The organism is Methylomonas rhizoryzae (assembly GCF_008632455.1).
Lineage (GTDB): Bacteria > Pseudomonadota > Gammaproteobacteria > Methylococcales > Methylomonadaceae > Methylomonas > Methylomonas rhizoryzae.
The window spans coordinates 1,906,867-1,928,734 of sequence record NZ_CP043929.1; the positions used below are offsets into that span (position 1 = coordinate 1,906,867).

Annotated in this window: 19 protein-coding genes and 1 pseudogene; 6 read left to right on the top strand and 14 right to left on the bottom strand. The window is 58.9% G+C overall.

The genetic code is table 11. The features are described from left to right. The first annotated feature begins 11 nt into the window (after positions 1-11). The 4 genes from F1E05_RS08735 to F1E05_RS08750 all read left to right on the top strand — a co-directional run bounded on the left by F1E05_RS08735 (position 12) and on the right by F1E05_RS08750 (position 4,638). Positions 12-560, top strand: coding sequence for a hypothetical protein (locus tag F1E05_RS08735; RefSeq protein WP_150047929.1), 549 nt, complete (start codon positions 12-14; stop codon positions 558-560). Between the two features lie 2 nt (positions 561-562). Next, entirely contained in the window at positions 563-1,726 is a 1,164-nt protein-coding gene (locus tag F1E05_RS08740; RefSeq protein ID WP_150047930.1) for a patatin-like phospholipase family protein, read from the top strand. Beyond that, complete coding sequence (locus F1E05_RS08745; protein ID WP_150047931.1) at positions 1,726-2,997, top strand: TRAFs-binding domain-containing protein; 1,272 nt, start codon at positions 1,726-1,728, stop codon at positions 2,995-2,997. The genes F1E05_RS08740 and F1E05_RS08745 overlap by 1 nt, the downstream gene beginning before the upstream one ends. An 87-nt stretch (positions 2,998-3,084) precedes the next feature. Beyond that, positions 3,085-4,638, top strand: coding sequence for a hypothetical protein (locus F1E05_RS08750; protein ID WP_150047932.1), 1,554 nt, complete (start codon positions 3,085-3,087; stop codon positions 4,636-4,638). Positions 4,639-4,847: 209 nt separating this feature from the next. Here the strand turns inward: F1E05_RS08750 and F1E05_RS20730 are convergent, their stop codons facing one another. Together F1E05_RS20730 and F1E05_RS08755 are read right to left on the bottom strand one after the other, a co-directional pair. Next, positions 4,848-4,973, bottom strand: a complete 126-nt coding sequence (locus F1E05_RS20730) for an MFS transporter small subunit (RefSeq protein ID WP_269473501.1) — start codon at positions 4,971-4,973, stop codon at positions 4,848-4,850. A gap of 11 nt (positions 4,974-4,984) precedes the next feature. Then, positions 4,985-6,373, bottom strand: a complete 1,389-nt coding sequence (locus tag F1E05_RS08755) for an L-lactate MFS transporter (RefSeq protein WP_150047933.1) — start codon at positions 6,371-6,373, stop codon at positions 4,985-4,987. Between the two features lie 215 nt (positions 6,374-6,588). On the opposite strand from F1E05_RS08755, the gene F1E05_RS08760 reads away from it, so the two are divergent. Further along, entirely contained in the window at positions 6,589-7,560 is a 972-nt protein-coding gene (locus F1E05_RS08760) for a 2-hydroxyacid dehydrogenase (protein ID WP_150047934.1), read from the top strand. Positions 7,561-7,632: 72 nt separating this feature from the next. Here the strand turns inward: F1E05_RS08760 and F1E05_RS20875 are convergent. Both F1E05_RS20875 and lnt read right to left on the bottom strand, forming a co-directional pair. Continuing rightward, positions 7,633-7,773 (bottom strand): annotated as a pseudogene (locus F1E05_RS20875) (IS3 family transposase); the annotation flags it as partial. Positions 7,774-7,806: 33 nt separating this feature from the next. After that, a complete protein-coding gene (gene lnt / locus F1E05_RS08770) occupies positions 7,807-9,378 on the bottom strand; it encodes an apolipoprotein N-acyltransferase (RefSeq protein ID WP_150047935.1) in 1,572 nt (523 codons plus the stop codon). Positions 9,379-9,593: 215 nt separating this feature from the next. On the opposite strand from lnt, the gene F1E05_RS08775 reads away from it, so the two are divergent. Further along, a complete protein-coding gene (locus F1E05_RS08775; RefSeq protein ID WP_150047936.1) occupies positions 9,594-11,267 on the top strand; it encodes a formate--tetrahydrofolate ligase in 1,674 nt (557 codons plus the stop codon). 838 nt (positions 11,268-12,105) lie between these two features. Here the strand turns inward: F1E05_RS08775 and F1E05_RS08780 are convergent. From F1E05_RS08780 to hypE, 10 genes are all read right to left on the bottom strand, one after another. Beyond that, positions 12,106-12,903, bottom strand: coding sequence for a F0F1 ATP synthase subunit gamma (locus F1E05_RS08780; protein ID WP_150047937.1), 798 nt, complete (start codon positions 12,901-12,903; stop codon positions 12,106-12,108). After that, positions 12,900-14,333: a F0F1 ATP synthase subunit alpha gene (locus F1E05_RS08785; RefSeq protein ID WP_150047938.1), complete on the bottom strand. Its 1,434-nt coding sequence runs from the start codon at positions 14,331-14,333 to the stop codon at positions 12,900-12,902. The genes F1E05_RS08780 and F1E05_RS08785 overlap by 4 nt, the downstream gene beginning before the upstream one ends. After that, positions 14,323-15,081, bottom strand: a complete 759-nt coding sequence (locus tag F1E05_RS08790; protein WP_150047939.1) for a F0F1 ATP synthase subunit delta — start codon at positions 15,079-15,081, stop codon at positions 14,323-14,325. The genes F1E05_RS08785 and F1E05_RS08790 overlap by 11 nt, the downstream gene beginning before the upstream one ends. 25 nt (positions 15,082-15,106) lie before the next feature. Continuing rightward, positions 15,107-15,373 (bottom strand): F0F1 ATP synthase subunit C, encoded by a 267-nt coding sequence (locus tag F1E05_RS08795; RefSeq protein WP_150047940.1) that lies wholly within the window; start codon positions 15,371-15,373, stop codon positions 15,107-15,109. Then, positions 15,370-16,071 carry a F0F1 ATP synthase subunit A gene (locus F1E05_RS08800; protein WP_150047941.1) on the bottom strand — a complete coding sequence of 234 codons (702 nt, stop codon included), beginning with the start codon at positions 16,069-16,071 and terminating at the stop codon, positions 15,370-15,372. The genes F1E05_RS08795 and F1E05_RS08800 overlap by 4 nt, the downstream gene beginning before the upstream one ends. A gap of 32 nt (positions 16,072-16,103) precedes the next feature. Next, positions 16,104-16,379: an AtpZ/AtpI family protein gene (locus tag F1E05_RS08805; RefSeq protein WP_150047942.1), complete on the bottom strand. Its 276-nt coding sequence runs from the start codon at positions 16,377-16,379 to the stop codon at positions 16,104-16,106. A 2-nt stretch (positions 16,380-16,381) separates the two neighbouring features. Further along, complete coding sequence (locus F1E05_RS08810; RefSeq protein ID WP_150047943.1) at positions 16,382-16,792, bottom strand: F0F1 ATP synthase subunit epsilon; 411 nt, start codon at positions 16,790-16,792, stop codon at positions 16,382-16,384. Continuing rightward, positions 16,789-18,162, bottom strand: a complete 1,374-nt coding sequence (atpD, locus tag F1E05_RS08815) for a F0F1 ATP synthase subunit beta (RefSeq protein ID WP_150047944.1) — start codon at positions 18,160-18,162, stop codon at positions 16,789-16,791. Before atpD ends, F1E05_RS08810 begins: the two co-directional genes overlap by 4 nt. A 181-nt stretch (positions 18,163-18,343) precedes the next feature. After that, positions 18,344-20,824, bottom strand: a complete 2,481-nt coding sequence (hypF, locus tag F1E05_RS08820) for a carbamoyltransferase HypF (RefSeq protein WP_232056828.1) — start codon at positions 20,822-20,824, stop codon at positions 18,344-18,346. Continuing rightward, a complete protein-coding gene (hypE, locus tag F1E05_RS08825) occupies positions 20,824-21,861 on the bottom strand; it encodes a hydrogenase expression/formation protein HypE (RefSeq protein WP_150047945.1) in 1,038 nt (345 codons plus the stop codon). The genes hypF and hypE overlap by 1 nt, the downstream gene beginning before the upstream one ends. Between the last annotated feature and the right edge of the window lie 7 nt (positions 21,862-21,868).

The following is a 21,868-nucleotide window of genomic DNA, read 5'->3' on the forward strand; positions in this document are numbered from 1 at the left end:
ACGCAGCTGTCATGCGGATACCCAACAATGCGCTTTGGTCGTTGTTAGCTTTTTTGCTGGCGGCCAATATCGTGCTGATGATTGTCCTGGCGCCCATGGGCGAGATTTTGAAAGGTAGCGGCACCGGTGTCGGGATCTTTCAGTTCGAACTGGCCGGTTCCATAGAAAACGCCGAACGAATTATGGGGAGCTGGCGCAAGGCCGGGTTGGAAGCCGTCGCCCGTACTAGCATCTGGCTGGATTTCGCTTTCTTGCTGGCCTATCCGCTATTGCTGGCCATTGCCGGCTGGTTGCTCGCAGCAAATGGCCCGCCGGGGCTAAGAAAAATCGGCAATGGCATGGCCTATACCGTGCTGGCCTGCGCGCCCTTAGATGCCGTGGAAAATATCGGCATGTTGCGCATGCTGGATTTCGGCGCGGATTTGAACACGGTGTATGTGACGACGGTTTGCGCGGCGCTCAAATGGCTGTTGGTCTCCATGGCCTTTGCTTGCGTCGTCGTGCAATTGATCGCTATTGGTATCGTTAAACCCTTTTTTTCAAACCGTAATGAGGAATAACCATGAGTCAATCCATCCTAGAACGCATGCAAGCGCCAGGACCTAAGAAAATACTCGCCTGCGACGGCGGCGGGATTCTGGGTTTGATGAGCGTGGAAATTCTGGCCAAGTTGGAATATCAGCTGCGGGTTGCCCAGGGTAAAGGTCCGGATTTCGTGTTGGCCGATTATTTCGATTTCGTCTGCGGCACCAGTACCGGGGCGATTATTGCCGCCTGTATCGCCAGCGGCATGTCCACCGACAAGATTCGCCAGTTTTATCTGGACAGCGGCAAGCAGATGTTCGACAAAACCTCGCTACTGAAGCGCCTGCGTTTCAGCTACAACGACGAGCCTTTGGCCCGCTTGCTGAAGAAAGCGTTCGACGATCAGCTGGTGGAAAGCAACGCCACGCTAGGCAGCCAGAAATTGCGCAGCTTGCTGATGATGGTCATGCGCAACCACAGTACCGATTCGCCCTGGCCGGTGTGTAACAACCCCTTGGCCAAGTACAACGACCGCAGCCGCAAGGATTGCAATCTGGATTTGCCCTTGTGGCAGCTGGTGCGGGCCAGCACCGCCGCGCCGACCTATTTTCCGCCGGAAGTGGTCACCTTCGCCGAAGGTACGCCGGAGGAATACAACTTTATTTTCGTGGACGGCGGGGTGACGACCTACAACAACCCGGCCTATTTGGCCTTCCAAATGGCGACGGCCGCGCCTTACAAGATCAATTGGGCCACCGGCGAGGACAAGCTGCTGATCGTTTCGGTTGGTACCGGCGGTGCGGCCAAGGTATTGGATAAGAAAACCGGCGTCGACGATTTGAACATCATCCATTTTGCCCAAAACGTGCCCGGCGCCTTGATGAACGCGGCTTCGGCCGGCTGGGACATGGTGTGCCGCACCGTCGGCGCCTGCCGGCACGGCGCGGCTATAGACCGGGAGATCGGCGACATGGTGGTGAAGGCAGGCGAAGCCAATTTTACCGGACCCAAGTTGTTCACCTACTTGCGCTACGATCCTTCGGTGTCCCGCGCCGGTTTGGACGCGCTGGGTCTTAACGACGTCAAGCCGGAAAACGTACAAACTTTGGATTCGATAGAGCACATGGGCGACATTCGCCGGGTCGGCATCGAATATGCCAAGCTGCACGTGGAATCGGCGCATTTCAAGGGGTTTGTGTAATGACTAAACAATGTTTCGTAGTACAGGGTTTCGGTAAGAAAACCGATTACACCGACGGCCGGGTGTTGGATTTGAACGCGTCTTACGAAATCATCAAGATGGCGGTGGAGTCGGCCGGGTTGCAATGTGTGCGCGCCGACGAGATCGTGCATGCCGGTACCATAGACGTGCCGATGTACGAACGGCTGCTGAACGCCGACGTGGTGATCGCCGATTTGTCTACGTACAACGTCAACGCCGCCTTCGAATTGGGCGTACGCTACGCATTAAAGCCCTACACCACCATCGTGCTGGCCGAGGAAGGCTTTAAAAACCCGTTCGATTTGTCGCATATCGTGATCCGCCGCTACAAGCATTTGGGTGAGGAAATCGGGTTTCGGGAAGCGCAAAAAATGATGGCCGAGCTGAAGGCGGCAATACAAACCATCGCGGGCAAGCCGCAGACCGACAGCCCGGTTTACACCTATTTGCCGCAGTTGCAGCCGCCGGTAGCAACTGCGGTGGTGACGCCGGCCGCACCGGCCGCGGCTGCTGCCGACGGCGGCGGGGACTCGGCGGCCGGCAGCGCAAAAGCCATGCTGGACGCCGCCATGCAGAAGATGGCGGCGAGCGATTTTGTTGCCGCCAAATTCTTTTGGGAAGAAGTTAGAAAAGTGCGGCCCGCCGATTCTTTCGTGCTGCAGCAACTCGCATTAGCGACGTATAAAAGCAAGCAGCCAAGCGTGGTGGAAGCGTTGCACGCCGCGCAGGAGATTTTGCGCGAGTTGTCGCCGGATTCCTCCAATAATCCGGAAACCTTGGGCTTGTGGGGCGCCGTGCATAAGCGCTTGTGGGAAGAGTGCGGCCACCCCGAATGCTTGGCGGAAAGCATATCGGCTTACGAGCGTGGATTTTTTCTGAAACAAGATCACTACAACGGCATCAATTTGGCGTTTTTGTTGAATCTGCGTGCAGTACAAATGTTGAAAAGCGGCAATGCGGACGAAGCCGTCGCCGACTTTATCTTAGCGCAACGCATCCGCAAGCAAGTCATCCGCTATGCGGACAAGTTGCTGGACTGCACCGAAGACGCCAATAAAAAATATTGGGTGTTGGCGTCATTGTACGAAGCGGCCTTGGGCTTGGGCGACAGCCAAGCGGTTGCGGACTGGGACGGCAAATGCCGGGCGATGAACGTTGCCGAGTGGATGCAGGATACCCGCGTCCAGCAAGCCGACAAATTGCAGGCGCTGCTGAGCGAATATGCCGGGTTGCGAAATCCCGCGGTTTGAGTCGGCAGCAACAATGTGCGGCGTATTAGTAACGCATCGCGGCCGGGATAAACCGGCCCGTCGATTTTTGCGGCAATAGGCACCGAAATGGCAAATTTAGACGGACAAATTTTTTTCGCCTTGTTGACCGCCATGCTGTTGGCCTGGTTGGTGAGCTTAGTCGTAGCTCACCGTTATACCGCCAAGCTGTTGCAATGCATGCAAAGCGGTTTGGCGCCGGACGAAAACGCCGCGGCTTCTGCGTCTGCCGATTTCGCCTCGGCGCCGGCTGTGCCATGCGCTGTCGATTTAGGGCCGGGCATTCGTTTCGCCCGGTTTCGCTTGTGGCTGGCTATCGTGCTGTTGTCGTTGGCGTTTGCCGGCGTGATCGCCGCAATAGTGCAAGCAGCTTACATCCAAGCTGAGTTCGGTTGGCGGCGCTGGTCGACCCTGGTTTTGGTTTACGCCTGGCCGTTGGTGCCTAGCATCGGCTTGTTGGAGCGTTGGTCACGGCTCAAAATTAGCGTTTGGTCTGTATTTTATCTTTCCCTGGTTGCAGCGGTGGTGATGGCCAATTCCACTGCGGAACAACCCTTCCTGGGCGTGGTGTATTGGCTGCTTTCCGAACAAGCTCCGTTGTTGATTTATGTGTTTGTATTCACCGGCCCCACATTGCGCAGCAGCGGGCCGTATTTGATACCGTTGTTGTTTTTGTTGTGCCTGTCGTCGCTAGCCGGCTTGCAGGTATTGGCCGGCGGACTGGAGCAGGGTTTGCAAGGCTGGGCAGCCGATTTGCCGCTGTTATTGGGAGCGGAGGGGGTGTTTGCCTTATTCGTCCTGGCGCCCTGGCTATTAGCCTATCCGATTGTACGCGGCTCGGCGCGTTGGCTGGCCGGCGCGTATCGGCGGCAAGCGTTTTCCGAACCCTGGTACTTGATAGGCGGTTTGTGGCTGATCGTATTGTTGTTTCAGGCGATGCGCCTCAGTCATAGCGTGGGTGCCTCGTCCTATTGGATACTGGCTGCATTCGGGTTGATGCCGATTGCGGTGACGGCCCTGCGGCGCAGTTTAGCCCCAACCGGGCCGGTGCCTGGTTTGCTGGTGTTGCGGGTTTTTCGCGCCGACCGCGACATCGAGCATTTGTTCGATCAGGTGATAGAGCGCTGGCGCTACGGCGGCCACACCCTGTTGATTGCCGGCAAGGATTTGGCGTTGCGTAATCTGGAGCCGGACGAGTTGTTCGCATTCATGGCAGGCCGTTTGCGCGAACGTTTTATCGATGACGAAGCAAGCTTGCGCGCCGCATTGCAGGCCTTGGCTAGCAATGCCGATGCCGACGGCCGGTTTCGGGTGAACGAGTTTTTTTGTTTCGACCACACCTGGAAAAAGGTGTTGATGGCTTTACTCGGCCGCGCCGACCGGGTGTTGATGGATTTACGCGGTTTCAGCGCGCAACGCTTGGGCTGTTGCCACGAATTGTCGGTACTGGCAGGCGCTAAGCACCTACGCTGCTGGGTGATCGTTTTCGATCGAACCACCGACAGACAAACGGCGGAACGGCTAGTGGCGGGTAGTCGGATTCGTCCGGTTTGGCTGGATAGCCGGCAAGCAGACGCCGGCCGGTTGGCGTTACAGGCCTTGCTGGAAGCCAATGACGGGTAGAGCCGGCATACATGTAAAAATAGGACTTAAGGCATCCCGTTATACATATTTCGTAGCCTCTCTTGCAGCTGCATCACCGTCGCCACAACCACCGCATCATCCTTAACAATCAACCCTACTCGTAGCGAAAAATCAAACCGGCTTAGGTCGCCCAAATCCTCGGTGCACAAACCGCTGCCGGCGCGGGAATAGCTTTTTGCAGGCTTAGGCTAATCGAACAGCGCCATGGCTTTTTTCAGGGTGGAACTAATGCCCCAAAGCAGCGGGATGGACACGTACAGCCAAAACACCAGCAAGGCCAGCCGAGAAGTTTGTTTGGGTTTTTCGGTTTGCATAACCGCCTCGCTTAATGTTGGTCGGCCGGATAAATACCGTCCAGTTCGTCGAAATCGCCGTGTTTCATGTGGTGTTTTTCGTGCACCGGCTTAACCAGCAAATTGCTGACGAAACCCAGCAACAAAATACCGGCCATGATGTACATGGTGACGTTATAGGCCTCCGCTTTCGCTACGCCTTGTTCGATTTGGAATTCGCGCAGATAGTTGACCAGCACCGGCCCCAACACCCCGGCGGTAGACCAGGCGGTCAACAAGCGGCCGTGGATGCCGCCGACGTACAAGGTGCCGAAAATATCGGCCAGATAGGCCGGAATGGTGGCAAAGCCGCCGCCGTACATGCTCATGATCAAGGCGTACAACAGCACGAACATCGCCATGTTGCCGATTTGCCCCATGCCGGGCACCGCGGCGTATAAGCAGGCGCCGAGCAGGAAAAATACGAAATAGGTGTTTTTCCTGCCCAGATAGTCCGAAGCGGACGACCAAAAAAACCGTCCGCCCATGTTGAACAAGCTTAACAGACCGACGAAGCCGGCGGCGGCGGCCGGGGTCACGGCGCCTTTGAACATTTCTTGTATCATCACCGAAGCCTGTCCCAACACGCCGATGCCGGCCGTGACGTTCAAGCACAACACCAGCCACAAAAAATAAAACTGCGGGGTTTTCAGCGCCTGGTCGATATGCACGTGATTGCGGGTGATCATTTTGTTAGCCACTTGCGGCGGCTGCCAACCCTGCGGCTGCCAACCTTGCGGCGGTATGCGGATGGTCAACGCGCCTATCAGCATAGAGGCGAAATACAGGGCCCCCATGACCATAAAGGTTTCCATCACTCCGACCGATTCGGCCGATTTGAACCAATCCATCAGCAGTACCGACAAAGGCGCGCCTATCATGGCACCGCCGCCGAAACCCATGATGGCCATGCCGGTGGCCATGCCGCGCCGGTCGGGAAACCACTTGATCAAGGTAGACACCGGCGACACGTAACCCAAGCCCAAACCGATGCCGCCTATCACACCGTAACCGAGATATATCAGCCAGATCTGATGCCAATAAACACCCAAGGCCGACACCCAAAAGCCGCCGCCGAAACAACAAGCCGCGACGAACATGGTCAGGCGCGGCCCGACTTTCTCCAGCCATTTGCCGCCGAACGCGGCCGACAGCCCCAAAAACACGATGGCCAAACTGAATATCCAGCCTAAGGTGGTCAGCTTCCAATCGTCCGGGGTGGACGAGTTGATGCCGATTACCTTGGTCAAGGGGTCGTTGAATACGCTGAACGCATAGGCCTGGCCTATGCATAAATGCACCGACAGAGCGGCCGGCGGCACCATCCACCGGTTGTATCCCGCTCCGGCTGTGATGCGCGACTTGGAAAAAAAGCTGGACATACTGGGCTCCGAATCGATCCGATCAAAAACAAAACCGGCCAACTATAACAAGCCGGCCGGTAAAGGTCACGGTACAAGCGCTTGCAGCCTGCTTTATACTGGCCGCATTTTATTCGCAACTATTCGTCTCTCTGCCGCTGCAGCGCAGGTAAATCGGCTGTTTTCGGTAGCTGCTGAATAGCGACCTCATTCTTCCCAGGCCAAACGGAGTCCGAATGTCGAAACCCAAAGTGCTTATCACCCGGCGCTGGCCGGAATCGGTTGAACTGAAACTGCAACAGCGCTACCAGGTAACCCTGAATCCGGACGATCACCCGTTCAGCGCCGAGGAACTGAAACAAGCCTTGCAGCAATACGATGCGGTCTGCCCCAGCGTCTGCGACAGCCTGCCGGCCGAGGTGCTGAACGTGGCCGACAAGCGTTGCAAAATTCTGGGCAATTTCGGGGTAGGCTACAACCATATCGACATCGCCGCCGCCCGGCAACAAGGCCTGACGGTCAGCAACACGCCGGGCGTATTGACCGAAAGTACGGCCGATATCGCGATGACCTTGTTATTGATGTCCGCCCGGCGCGGCGCCGAAGGCGACCGGCTGGTCCGATCCGGAGGCTGGAGCGGCTGGTGCCCGACGCAAATGATGAGCAGCGACGTCACCGGCGCCACCTTGGGCTTGATCGGCTTCGGCCGCATCGCCCAAGCCATGGCCGGAAAAGCCCACCACGGTTTCGGCATGAAAATTTTATACGTCAAACCCAGCCCGGCCGATCCCGCCACCGTCGCGGACCTGCAAGCGATACGCTGCGATAACGTGGAACAGATGCTGCCGCAATGCGACTATGTATCCCTGCATTGCCCGGGCGGCGCCGAAACCCGGCATTTGATCGACGCCGAGCGCTTGCGCTTGATGAAGCCGAGCGCGCATCTGATCAACACGGCCCGCGGCGACGTGGTGGACAGCCAAGCCTTGATAGACGCCTTGCGCGAACGACGGATTGCCGGGGCCGGCCTGGACGTCTACGAGAACGAGCCTAAGCTGCATCCCGGATTTCTAAGTTTGGAGAACGCTACGCTGCTACCGCACTTGGGCAGCGCCACCATTGCCACCCGCACCGCCATGGGCGAGAAAGTGCTGGCTAACCTGGAAGCGTTTTTCGCCGGGCGGGAATTGCCGGATAGAGTGGTTTAAACGACGCCGCCGGCAGTTGCGGCGAAAGCGCAGGCCGCGGGTGGCGTTGGATTTGCCGTAAGGCCTCGTATTCAAGCTGCGGAAAAAACGTTCCGTCGGTGCGTTATCCCAACAATTTCCCTTGCGACTCATGCGTTGCTGCATCTCCATCACCGCCGGATGTTGCCCATATTTCCGGCCGGCATACTGGCGGCCACGGCCGGAATGATGCAGCAGTAGCAGGGTGGCGGAGTATCGAGCGCTATGCTAACGGCGGTAGCCGGTGGTTCGTGCTTGGAACGTAACGAATCCCAGCAGGCACAACAGCCCACCCCACAACAACTCCGGCATCAGATAAAAATGCCGTTGGTAAAAAGTCGTCTGTGGTTCGGTGACGAACGGCACCCGGTAGGCGTTGGCCCAGCGGGCGTCGGACGGCGATTGTTCCAGCAGCGAGCCATCGGCTAGCGCCACGGTGGAAATGCCGGTATTGGTCACCCGCAATACCGGGCGGCGAAATTCCACGCCGCGCGCCAAGGTCATGTACAGGTGTTGGTAGGGTTCCTGCCAGGTGCCGTACCAGGAGTCGTTGGTGACGTTGACGATGAATTGCGCGCCTAAATCGGCCAAACCTTTGGAAAACTCCGGAAACAGGCTTTCGTAACAAATTTGCGGGCCCATTTTGTAGCCGTTCAGTTGCAGCAACACGGTAGGCCCGGGGCCGCGGCCGAATTCGCTGACCATCGGCAAAAGTTTCTTCAGCCAAGGAAAAGTCTTCGCGCCGGGAATGTATTCGCCCAAGGCCAACAAGATGGTTTTGCTGTAATGCGGTTCGATGAGGCGGCCGTTAGCGTCTAACGCGAACAGCGAGTTGGTGATGGCATCATCGGCATCTTTACCGTAGGCGCCGGTAATCAAGGGCAAATTGCGGTTGCGCAAAAATTCGCCCAACAGTTCGGCGTAAAAGTTGTGTTGATACTGCTCGCCGAGCAGCGACGGAAAGGCGGTTTCCGACCACATGGCGAAATCGACGTCCGGATGTCGGGCCAGGCCTTGGTCGGTGCTGCGGAAATATTCGGTCAGGATCGCGGCCTGGTAGCCGGCTTTGCCATGTTCCATCGCTTGTTTTTCCGAATTGCCGATGTTGGCTTGCACCAAAAGTACCTTGGCGGCGTTGTCCGGTTGCGGCAGACGTTGCTGCAACCACAGGCCGCCGCCGTTCAACCCGGCGAAAACGGTCAGGATGCCGGCTAAGGCCAGTTTGCCGCTCAAGCGCTTGCGGTTGAGCCAGGCATACAAAAACGGCAGGTTGGCCACTATCGTCAACATGCTCAAGCCGGTGAAACCGACGATTTCCGCCCATTGATACAACGGCAGGCCGGCGCCGTACCAGCTGTAGCCGAAATTCCATTTGAACAGCATCGGCAGGTGGTATTCGACCAAGGCGGTCAACAAGGCCATCAAGGCGAACGATTGCCAACGCTCCATAGGCCAGCGGCGCCTCAAGCCAAACCACAAACCGCCCGCCACCGGCAAAAACAAATGCCCGAACAAGGCAAACAAGACCATGCCGACAGCGGATAGCAGCCAGTTGACCTTGGCAAATTCGTGCAGGGTGTAGGTAACCCAGTTAAAGCCGATCAGCGTATACACGAAACTGGTCAGCACCCCGGACCATATGACCGGTTGCCAGCGGGTTTGCTGTTGCCAAAACAGCCACAAGGGCAGCATGCCGAAGGCCGAAGCCCAGGGCGGGAAGGGAATGTAGCTGGTGCCTATGAATACGCCGGACAGTATCGGCAACCACCAGTGGCAAGTGTTCCGTTCGCTGGTTTGCATGGTTACCTTTCCCGTTCGCAGTGTAAAGCGGCGCATTGTAGCCGATTGCCTGCACGCCGGCTTGCCGGCGACGGTCGCGAATTTGTTTTATTCGCCGCTAGCTAACACGTTAAAATGTAGCGTTTTTTCCGGCCTTTCCGTCGCGGCTGCCGCTGGCGCGCGGTTGGCGGCCGGCCCGCTAATAGTGTGTTACGTTTAAGGAGACGGAAAACGTCATGTCAGACATAGAAATTGCCCAACAAGCCAAGATGCGGCCCATCATCGAATTGGCCGGCGAAAAATTCGGCATTCCGGCCGAACACTTGGACCCATACGGCCACTACAAGGCCAAAATCTCGTTGGAATATGTGAATAGTCTGCAAGGCAACGCCGAAGGCAAGCTGATTTTGGTTACCGCCATCAGCCCGACGCCGGCCGGCGAAGGCAAAACCACCACCACGGTCGGCTTGGGCGATGCGCTGAATCGGGTCGGCAAAAAAACCATTATCTGTTTGCGTGAGCCGTCGTTGGGCCCGTGCTTCGGGGTCAAGGGCGGTGCGGCCGGCGGCGGCTATGCGCAAGTGGTGCCGATGGAAGACATCAACCTGCATTTCACTGGCGATTTTCATGCTATCGGCATCGCGCATAATCTATTGGCGGCTTTGATCGACAACCACATCAACCACGGCAACAAGTTGGACATCGACCCGCGCCGCATCCAGTGGAAGCGGGTGATGGACATGAACGACCGCGCCTTGCGCAAAATCGTGGTCGGCATGGGCGGCGCGGCTAACGGTTATCTGCGCGAGGACGGCTTCGACATCGTCGTCGCCTCGGAAGTGATGGCGATTCTTTGTCTGGCAACCAGCCGCGCAGACCTCAAGGAGCGTCTGGGCCGCATCGTCATCGGCTACAAATCCGACAAGGTCACGCCGGTCTACGCCAGCGATTTGAACGCCCACGGCGCGATGGCGGCGGTATTGAAAGACGCGATCAAGCCGAATCTGGTGCAAACCCTGGAAAACAATCTGGCCATTATCCACGGCGGCCCGTTCGCCAACATCGCCCACGGCTGCAACACCGTCACCGCCACCAAAACCGCGTTGAAACTGGCCGATTACGTGGTAACCGAGGCCGGCTTCGGTGCCGATTTGGGCGCGGAAAAATTTATTGACATCAAATGCCGCATGTCCGGCCTGAAACCGTCGGCGGTGGTGCTGGTCGCCACGGTGCGGGCATTGAAATTCCACGGCGGCGTGGCCAAGGACGAGTTAAACCGGGAAAATCCGGCCGCCTTGGAAAAAGGCTTCGCCAACCTGGAACGGCATCTGAGCAACATCCAAAACCACTATGGCCTGCCGTGCGTGGTCAGCATCAACCATTTTACCTTCGACACCGACGCCGAAATTGAATGGCTGAAAAGTCAATGCGAAGCGCTGGGTGCGAAATGCGTGATCGCCAAACACTGGGCGCAGGGCGGAGCAGGGGCGGAAGCCCTGGCGCAGGAGATTTTGCAAATCGTCGATAATCGGGAACCTGCGTTCAATTACGTCTACGACGACGAACTGCCGCTTTGGAACAAGATCGAAGCCATCGCCGCCAAGCTCTACGGCGCCGGCAGCGTCAGCGCCAGCCCGAAAGTCATGGCCGACATTAAGGCCTTGCAAGCTAACTACGGCCACTTCCCGATCTGCATGGCCAAGACCCAGATGTCGTTTTCCACCAACCCGAACGCCAAGGGCGCACCGTCCGGCCACAACGTGGAGATCAGCGAAGTGCGCTTGGCGAACGGGGCGGGCTTTATCGTCGCCATTGCCGGCGACATGATGACCATGCCCGGCCTGCCGAAAGTGCCGGCCGCCGAGCGCATCGACATCAGCGACGACGGCGTGATCAGCGGTTTGTTTTAACGTTAACCGGGTTCGGGCATACCGTTGTCACTCGCCCTGAACTTTTCTAACAGCGAGCGAGGACGGGTTTAGTCCACCTCGGAATGCTGCGAAATGCGGGGTGGGCGGTTGAGAAGCTTCCAATCCGTTATTAGCAGGCTCTATTGATGAGCCTACAAAGAGCAGTTGCCATGTGTTATAGACCGTTCGTGCCGAGCAAAGTCTAAGTGCGGACGGTCTGTAACACACTCACCGGCGGGGTATTTTTAAAATCCCGTTCATCCTTCGACAAACTTCGGACAAACCGGATTTTTCACGACTCGACTCTTCTGGTTAGGATGATGGGGGTTTAATTCGGCTTTGTCCGATTGGACTGGTTGACTTTCTTTACCTAAACCGGAGCATTTCAAATAACAAGGAAAGGCTGCGTAAAGCCGTTGCGAAAGTCGTGTCTCGGCCCGACAGGCGAGTTTCTTTCTGTTACGAAAACCATCCCTGGTTTTCGACTTGCGGGCCAGCCTATCGGTTGTGCAAATGTTCTCCAGACTAATTTGTGCTCGGGCAAAAGAAAGACCGCAAAGACCAACCCGCCGGGAGCGGGTATGGAGGCCAGCGGCGTACCCAGTGCGAGCGCCTGGATGGCGCGAGGCAGCAGACTGCCCCGTATACGGCCTCAATCTTGCGCTTCTCGTAGATTTGGCCAGGCTTTTTCAAAGCGGCGCCTCAGGTCCTGGGGCGGTTCACGCCATATACTGCGATGGTCGGGGCGATCTGAGAGGAGCGTGCACCCCCCGCCTGTGGCGAATTATGTATTTTGTGAGCCGACAAAATCGAAGCAAGGGCCGGGATGAAAATGCGATTAGCGCCTACTGAGCATTAATTCGATTTCTTCGACAATCTCTTCCTGGCGCAGCCGATTTCGTTGGCGGTGCAGGTCCTCGCCGCTCTGATCCAGATAGTGCAACGCCGTTTCCATTTGTAATAAACGCATATGGTTTTCGACCCGGATAGCGTTTAACAGCAATGCCAGCAGACTGTGGTAAAGATAGTGTTCCGCCACTTGCGCAGCGACCTGGGCGGGTGGAGCGTATGTTAGCGGCGATAGTTTGGCGCTGTCGACACGGGTATGGGGCAAGGGCCACAGGCGGATACTCCGCGCGCCATCTTCGTCGCGATAGCAGGCAACCAGGCCGAAACCGTGTTCGTCTCGCAATTGCTCGATGGCATCCAAGATTGGGTCGATGATATTGTAAGCGGTCATACTGCTTTCGGCGCCGGCCAGTTTCACGATCGATGGGCGCTGGTCGAACCAGGCGTGTAAGCGTTCTCCCAGGAGAATCAGCGGGCCGTCGGCCTTAGCGCGGTCGCGCCAATAGGCTACCACGTCTTCGTTGAAACTGCCGCAGAAACCGCGCACCGAACCGAATAACAGCCCAATGTCGTTGGCGGACGAAACTGCGGCTTCGGGCTGTGTCGCCCAGTCGGCAGCGAGGTCGTCGAATGCGCTGCGTACTGCGGTCATGACCTTGTGTTGGGCTTGCTCGCGTTGGTTGACATTTCGCAGTTCCGCCAAAGCGAAGCTGCGCATCGCCCCCAGAATTCCGGTCAAATCTTCGTACAAGGCCAAACGCGCCTCGATTTCCCGGCGCTGGCTCACGACAGTCCGTCGAAAACGTCGCGCAAGGCCGCCAGCCATTGCGATTTGGGCGCGTCCAGTTTCAACGCGGTTAGATTCGCTACTAGTGCATTAAGCGCAACTTCGACCCGGTGCGGCGGGATAGAGTCGAACAGTCCGTCGCCGTAGGCCAGCAACCAAGCCAGATGTGCTTGTTCAGACCAGGGCTGCAGCCGGTCTTGTTTCAAAATCTCCCGCAGCAATCGGCCGCGCCGCAACTTTGCCTCCACGCTGGCCTCTAGCCGGGTACCGAAGCGGGCGAACAATTCCAGTTCCAGAAATTGCAGATAGTCCAGGCGGATATGCGCCGCCGCGGCTTTTATGGCGGGATGTTGCGCTTTGCCGCCAATGCGCGATACCGAGCGGCCGATGTCGATCGCCGGCAGGATGCCGGCAGCAAATAATTTGCTTTCGAAATAAATTTGCCCGTCGGTAATCGAGATCAAATTAGTGGGGATATAGGCCGACAACTCGCCCTGGCGGGTTTCGATGATCGGCAAGGCGGTCATGCTGCCGCCGCCGCAGGCCGGCGCCAACACGGTCGAGCGTTCCAGCAGGCGCGAATGCAGATAAAAAATGTCGCCCGGATACGCCTCGCGGCCCGGCGGCCGGTGCAGCAGCAGCGATAATTCCCGATAAGCCTGGGCGTGGCGGGTCAAATCGTCGTACACCACCAAGGTATCCCGGCCCAATCGCATCCAATATTCGGCGATGGCGCAGCCGGCGAACGGCGCCAGGTAGCGAAAACCCGGCAAGGCGTTGGCTTCGGCAACCACCACCACGGTGAAATCCAGTGCACCGGTTATCCGCAAGGTCGCCACCGTACCGGCGACCGCGGCGCGCGGTTGGCCGATCATCACCAGCACGCACAGTACGTCGCGGCCGCGTTGATTGATTATCGCATCCAAGGTCAGCGCGCTTTTGCCGGTGCCGTCGTCGCCGATGATCAATTGCCGTTGGCCCTTACCGATCGGAATCAGGCTATCGACGATTTTGCAGCCGGTGTAGATCGGGTCGGTAACGAAGTCGCGTTCCACAATGGTCGGCGCGGCAGCTTCCAGTGGCCTAAACTGGCGGTATTGCAGCGGCGGCAGTCCGTCCAGCGGATTGCCGAGCGGATCGATGGTGCGTCCCAGCAAGGTGTCTCCGACGCCGACTTCCAGTTTGCGGCCGATATGCTGTACCGACATGCCGGCGGTGACGCCGCGGCTTTGCGATAGCAAAATTGCTCCCAGCATGTCCTTGCCTAGCTGAAATACCAGGCCTGTGCTGCCGTCGTCGAAGCCGATCAACTCGTCCATGCGCGCCGACGGCAGGCCGCGGATCCAGGCAATGCCGTCGCCGATGCCGGCCACGCAGCCACGTTCCGAAAGGCGCAAACCGAATCGGTAGGGTTTGCCGCTATCGCTCATGGTTGGCTTGGCGTCTGAAAAACGCCAATTCGTCAGCCAGATTGGCGTGTAATTGGCATTCGCCGACCACAGCCCGCAGGCCGGCGATCAGACTGGGGTCTTGCTTGAAACTAAACTGTAACGGTTTTTCCGCAGCGACCGACAGGGCGCCGTTCAACTGTTGCTGCATTGCTTCCGGCAGCGGATGTGCAGTAGCGATGTTGACTGCCGAGGCTTCGATCAGCATTGCGGCGGCTTTGCACAGCGAGGTCCGCTCATCATCCGTCAGTTGAGCCAGGTCTTCGAGAAAAACCTCGGCGATGCGTAGCGTCAAATCCACCGAAGCCAGCCGCTGCAACAGCGTTGCCGTTTGCCCGTATGCGGCAACGGCGGCTTCGCGGGCCAAAGCCGCCTCCCGGCTGGCGATCCGGCTTTGGCTGCGGCTACGGTATTTGGCTTCTTCTTCGGCTAAGGTTTGCTGGAGTTTATCCAATGCGTCGGCGCGTAACCGCGCCAATTCCTCGTCCAGCTCGTGTCGTTCGGCCTGCTGCCGACTATCCCAATCGGCCAGTTTGGTTTGATATTCCTGACGCAATGTTTCGGCTTCGCGTAAGGTTTGCTCGGCCTGTTCGGATTGCTGGCGGATGCGTTGCTGGCGTGCATCCAGCAATGTTAGAGCCGGCCGGTACAACAAGCGTTGCAATAGCCAGACCAACACCAGAAAGTTCAGAATTTCCAGAACAAAGGTTGTCCAGTCGAATGACATCATTGGCCGTTTCTCCGCCGCACCGGTATCAGTTGAGGAAATATTCCAGCAACGGGTTGCGAAACAACACGATCAAAGCTATCACCAGACAGTAAATGGCCAGCGATTCGATCATCGCCAGACCGATGAACAAGGTACGAGTGATGGTTTTTTCCGCTTCCGGTTGGCGAGCCAAGGCCTCCAACGCGCTGGCAATGGCTTTGCCCATGGCGATGGCCGGCAACATGGTGCCGACGGCGATGACTAGGCCGGCCACGCAGGTGGAAATCAGGCTGAACAAATGCAAATCGGTCATGAACTGTGCTCCTGGGAGGATGGGGAATCGGAGGGGGCGCCTTCCAGCGCGCCGGCAATGTAGATCAGGGCCAGCATGCCGAAGATATAGGCTTGCACTACCGCTTCCACGACGTGCAGCATCAACAATGGCACCGGCACCAGAAAGCCTGCGATCAGCAACACTAGCAGGGCTGCCATCTCCAGGCTCATGATGTTGCCGAACAAGCGAATCGCCAAAGCCAGGGTGCGTGTCAGTTCACTGACGATGTGAAATGGAAGCAGGATAGGGCTGGGTTCCAGATAGTGGTGCAAATGGCGGCGCCAGCCATGGTCGCGAATGCCGAACCAATGGGTCGATCCGAATACCAGCAATGCCAGCGCCGATGTGGCGGACAGGTCGCGGGTGGGGGAATGCAATCCGGGAATCAGTCCAACCAGATTGGCGACTAAAACGAATAGCCACAACGTCGCGACGAACGGCAACACCCGCCGCACTGCCGCTGTCGGCAGCACCTCGGCAATCGCGGCCTCGATGGCCACCACTACCGCCTCGACGCCGGCTTGCAGCCGACCGGAGCCGTGCCGGTTGGACCAATGGTACAGCACGGCCAGCGCGGCAAAAGCCGCCATCACGCCCCAGGTGGTCAGTACCGTGCCGTTGACGGCCAGCGGGCCAAGACCAAGCGAAACGTCGTCAGTGTGATTGGCGGTGTACATTGCATCCTTTCCTTCGGCGCGGCCGGTTGGACTCAAACATGGTTCCGGATGAAGCGAATTACATTATAGCCGCCGACCGCGATGCCCAGCACAATCAGACTCACGGTCCAACGCACCGAGTAACCCTCCGCCAGACCATCCAGCCAGCGGCCTAAATAGGCTCCCAGCACAATGGGCACCGCCAATAGCAGGCCCAGCGTGCCGCCGTAAAACAACATGCCCAGCCAAGTTGCCGGGCGTTGGGCTTTGTCGTTCAGCCGGCGCAAGTCGCGGCGGGTATGCTCGATCAATTTTTGGCGAAAACCCATGGTTACAACCCTCCTGCCGCATGGCTGGTCAATTCTGCCAAGCGCCGCATCAGCGACCGCTCGATTTCGGATAAGGTCGCGCGCGCGGCATGAATGTCGGAATCGGCGCGGGTCATTTCTTCTGCCAGACGTTCGCACAATAGGTCGGGATCGTCGCCGAGAAAATAACGCACCGCGGTTACGGTCAACCGATTGTCGGCGAAACGCAGCACGCCGCCAGGCATGGTTAAATAATGCCAAGCGCCGTTCGCTTCTTGAAACCGCGCCAAGCCATAACGCAACACGGCCACGCAAGGGACGTGGTCGGCCAGCAAGCCGAAGCTGCCGCCGGCGTCGGCGCCGATGAATTGCCTCACGTCTTCGAAGCGCGCGCTGCCGTGGCTGTCCAGTAAATCCAGGCAGAAGGTTTTCATGCCGGCATTCCACCCTTCATATAACAGTCTGCTTCGTCGAGCCGGTCATATTGGCCGGCGATGAAGGCTTCGCAATCGGTAATCGTTTGTGCCAACGGGACTTTCACTCCCGGCAAGCCGGTGTGGTCGGCAACCGTGACAAACGGCTGGGTCAAATAGCGTTGCAGACGTCTGGCTCGTTGCACGATGCAACGATTTTCCTGTGACAGTTCCTCGATGCCGAGCATGGCGATGATGTCTTCCAAATCGCGGTAGCGGGCAAGATGCTCACGCACCGCCCGGGCCACTTGATAATGCCGCTCGCCAACGATGTGGCGATCCAATATGCGGCTACCGGAACGGAGCGGGTCGATGGCTGGGTAAATTCCCTTGGCTGCTTGTTGGCGCGACAAAATCACCACGCTGTCTAGATGGCCGAGTATGGTCGCCACTGCGGGGTCGGACATGTCGTCGGCCGGCACGTACACCGCTTGAACCGAGGTGATCGCGCCGGATTTGGTCGAGACGATCCGTTCTTGCAATGACGCCACTTCCGTCAACAAGGTCGGTTGATAGCCCACGGTGGCGGGCATCCGGCCCAACAAACCGGAGATTTCGCTCCCGGCCTGGACGAAACGGAAAATATTATCCATCAGGAACAACACTTCGCTATTGAGCGAGTCGCGCAAGTATTCGGCGTATGCCAAGGCAGTGTAGCCGACGTGAAATCGCACCCCCGGCGATTCGTCCATCTGCCCGTAAATCAGCAGCGCTCTGGGCAGAACGCCGGCATCCGCCATTTCTCGCCACAATTCGTGACCCTCGCGCATGCGCTCGCCGACGCCGGCGTATACCGACACGCCCCGATTGCCGCCGACGGCGTGCATGAATTCCATCATCAACACTGTTTTGCCGACCCCGGCCCCGCCGAACAGACCGGTTTTACCGCCGCGCACGAACGGACAAAGCAGGTCGATGACTTTGATGCCGGTTTCCAGAATTTTGCTGGAGGGCAAAGTATCCGCCAACAAGGGAGGCGGGGAGAGAATGTTGCGGAATGCCTTGGCCGGCAAGGATTGACCGCCGTCCAGCGGCTCGCCGAACAAATTCAGCATGCGGCCCAGGCAAGACGGATCGACCGGAATTTGCAGCGCGTCGCCGCTATCGAAAACTGGCATGCCTCGATACAGGCCGGAAACCGAATGCAGTGCGATGGCTCGGATCAGCGTCGGTTCCAGATGCTGAAATATCACCAGCACGTATCGGCCATCGCCGTTGATTACATCCAGCGCCTGGCCTATCGGTGGCAGGTAGTGGCAACGCACGTCGACCACAGGGCCTTGTGCCGCTTCGACGATCCCGACTTTAGGTTTGGTGTGGTCTGATGGCATAAGGGTCTCGTTTTTTCCGCCGCATGCCGGCAGGTAGGATACTTTAGCACTTTGGCGGCGCAACAAACTATTGACGGCGCGAACGGATAATCGGGTGGCGACGATTGCCGAAAATACCGTTGTCGCAGCGGAAAACCTCAATCGGTAGGCAACGGACAAAAGCGATTCGTTCGGGGTTTTCTCAATCGAGGCTGACGTTAGCGGCAGCAATCGTGGCTTGGCCTAATGCCAATCCGCCGTCGTTGGCCGGATAGCGGCGGGGGATTAAAACGGTCTTGCCCCGTTCCCGGAGTTGGTCGGCCACGATTTCCAGCAATAAGCGGTTCTGAAACACGCCGCCGCTGAGTACGCATGTATCGACGGCGTGGGTTTGGGACAGTTGCGCCATTACGGCCACGGTGGCGTCGGCCAGGCTGTGATGAATGCGGGCGGCGATTTGCGGCTTGGGACGTTGGTGCTGCAAGTCGTCGAGCACCGCGAGCCACAGGCCACGCCAGTTCAAAATCGAAATGCCGCATGTTTGTTCCGGGCACCAGCTGTCAGGGTAAGGTATTTGGCCGGCGAACGCCGCCGCCGCCAGGTTTTCCAAGGCAATCGCCGCCTGGCCCTCGTAATCGGCTCGCTCGGCGTGCAAGTCCAGCACGGCGGCGAACGCGTCGAACCAGCGGCCGACCGAGCTACAGCGCGGCGCGTTCAGGTTTTTGACCATCATCGTATCCAAGGTTGCCAGCGGCTTGTTCGCCAAACCTTGCAAGAACGGCAGATTGCCGAATTCCGCCAGCAGTTCGTCCCAAACCAAATAATGCCGGAGCTGGGCATAAGCATTGCGCCAGGGTTCGCGCATGGCTTGGCTGCCGCCGGGCAGCGCAATGGGCTGGAAATGGCCTAAGCGGCTAAAGCCGCGGTAATCGCCCAGCAAAAATTCGCCGCCCCACAGTTCGCCGTTCTCGCCCATGCCCAGCCCGTCGAATATCGCCGCCAAGACCGGCGGCGCATCCAGCGCCACGCCGTGTTCGGCCAGGCAGGCGGCCAAATGGGCGTGATGATGCGCCACGGCTACGCAGGGCAAGCCGTCCGCTGCCGCCAAGCTTTGGCCGTATTGGCTGGACAGATAGCCGGGGTGTAGGTCTATCGCAACCCGTTCGGGCCGGAAGCCGTGCAACTGCCGGTACAGCTCGATGGCGTGGCGGTAATCGGTTTGTACCGCAGCATTTTCCAGGTCGCCGATATGTTGGCTGACCACGGCCTGGCCGGGTCTGAGCAGGCAGAAGCTGTTTTTCAGCTCGGCCCCCATCGCCAGCACAGGCACGGCCTGCTCGAAACCGGGCGGCAACGGCAACGCCTGCGGCGCATAACCGCGCGCCCGCCGTAGCAGGCGGATCTCGCCGTCCATCAGCCGCGCCACCGAATCGTCCAGCCGGTTGACGATGTCGCGCTGATGCAGCAGAAAAAAGTCGGCGATGCCGGCCAGTTTTTGCCGCGCATCGTCGTTATCGGTGCATTGCGGCTCGTCGCTGACATTGCCGGAGGTCAGCACGATGGGATCGTGCAACTCCTGCATCAACAAAGTATGCAGCGGCGTGTAAGGCAGCATGAAGCCGAGTTTGGCGTCGCCCGGCGCCACGCCGGCGGCCAGCGCTTCGCCGCGGGCGCGCAGCAGCACAATAGGCGCAGCCCTGTCTTGCAGGGCAAGGATTTCGGCCGCGTCGGCTGCGGCAAAACGATGCACCATGGCTAAATCGCGGGCCATCAGCGCGAACGGTTTGGCGTAACGGCGCTTGCGTTGGCGAAGGGTGTCCACCGCCGCGGCATTAGTTGCGTCGCAGGCCAGATGAAAGCCGCCCAGGCCTTTGATGGCGACGATGCGGCCTTGGCGGAGCAATTCGGCAGTTTGCCGGATCACATCGTCCATGCTGCCCACGTCCGGCGCCAATGCCTTTGCGTCAGGCCGTTGGTGCTGAGCTGGTCGAAGCATCAGCGGCTTGACTTGGGGCCGTGAATTGTCCCCTGCAGCCTTCGAAATGCTCGGGGCGAACGGAACCATCCTAGTTTCGCTGCCGGTGGCGCCGCACGCGGGTTCGCTGCTGTTCTCGGCCGCTTCCAGCCACAAGCTAGGCCCGCAAACCGGGCAGCAGTTGGCTTGGGCGTGAAAGCGGCGGTCGGCCGGATCGTCGTATTCGCGCTGGCAGTCCGGGCACATCGCAAAGGCCGCCATGCTGGTGTTGGCGCGGTCGTAAGGCACGGCGCGGACAATGGACAGGCGCGGACCGCAGTGGGTGCAGTTGGTGAAGGGATATCGGTAGCGGCGATTGGTTGGATCGGCGATGTCGGCCAGACACTCCGGGCAGGTGGCGGCGTCGGCGGCGATAGGCGTGGCGATGCCGTCTCGCCGGCTGGCGACGATGCGGAATTCGTCCGGCGCGGCTTGATTCAAATCCCGGCATTCCAGCGCGTCCAACCTCGCCAACGGCGGCAGTTCGCGCGGAATCCGGGCGATAAACCGCTCCAAAGCCTCGGCGTTGCCGAAGGCATGAATCATCACGCCTTCGCCGTCGTTCCAGACCTCGCCGGTCAGGCCGCAGCGCCGCGCCAAATGCCAAATCGCCGGCCGAAAACCGACGCCCTGCACCACGCCGCGGGCGCGGATGGCCTTGCCCGCCATCAGCAGATGCGCGGCAGTTGCTCGCCTACCGGCCAATCGACGATGCGCCGGCCGCCGAAAGCCGTGGTCATTTGCACGAAACGGTGCGGATCGGCCACGACTTCGCCGATGATGGCGGCGGCGCTGCCCAAGGGATGCCGGCGCATCGCCGCCAGCAGCGTCTCGGCCGCATCGGCATCGCAGATGCAGACCAGTTTGCCTTCGTTGGCGACGTATAAAGGATCGAGACCGAGAATTTCGCAGGCCGCCTTGACTTGAGCCTTGACTGGAATCCGGGCTTCGTCGATCACGATGCCGACCCCGGACTGGCCGGCCAATTCGTTCAATACCGCCGCCAAGCCGCCGCGGGTCGGGTCGCGCAGGCAGCGGATCGCGCTCGGCGCCGCGTTCACCATATCGGCCACCAAACCATGCAACGCCGCCGAGTCGGAAACGATGCTGGTCTCGAACTGCAAGTTCTCGCGACTGGCCATAATCGCCACGCCGTGGTCGCCGATCGAACCGCTCAGCAATACCGCGCAACCCGGAGCGGCGCAGTCGCCGGAAATCTCGACGCCGTCCGGCACCAGGCCGACGCCGGTAGTGGTGATGAACACGCCGTCGGCCTTGCCGCGCTCGACCACTTTGGTATCGCCGGTCACAATCGGCACGCCGGCGGCCTTGGCCGCCGCCGCCATGCTGGCGACGATGCGTTCCAGGTCGGCCAGCGGCAGGCCTTCTTCCAGGATGAAACCCGCCGCCAGATACAGCGGTTTGGCGCCGGACATCGCCACGTCGTTTAACGTGCCGTGCACCGCCAGCGAGCCGATGTCGCCGCCCGGAAAAAACAACGGCGAAATCACATGGCCGTCGGTACTGATCGCCAAGCGCCCAGCCGGCACGTTGAACAAAGCCTGATCGTTGCGCCGATTCAGCAAGTCGTTGTCGAAATGCTTGATGAACATTTGCTCGATCAACTGCGCCATAGCGCGGCCGCCGCCGCCGTGGGTGAGGTCGATTTGGGATGGTCTGGCGTTTAGCGAGTGCAAGTAAGTCACGGCTTGG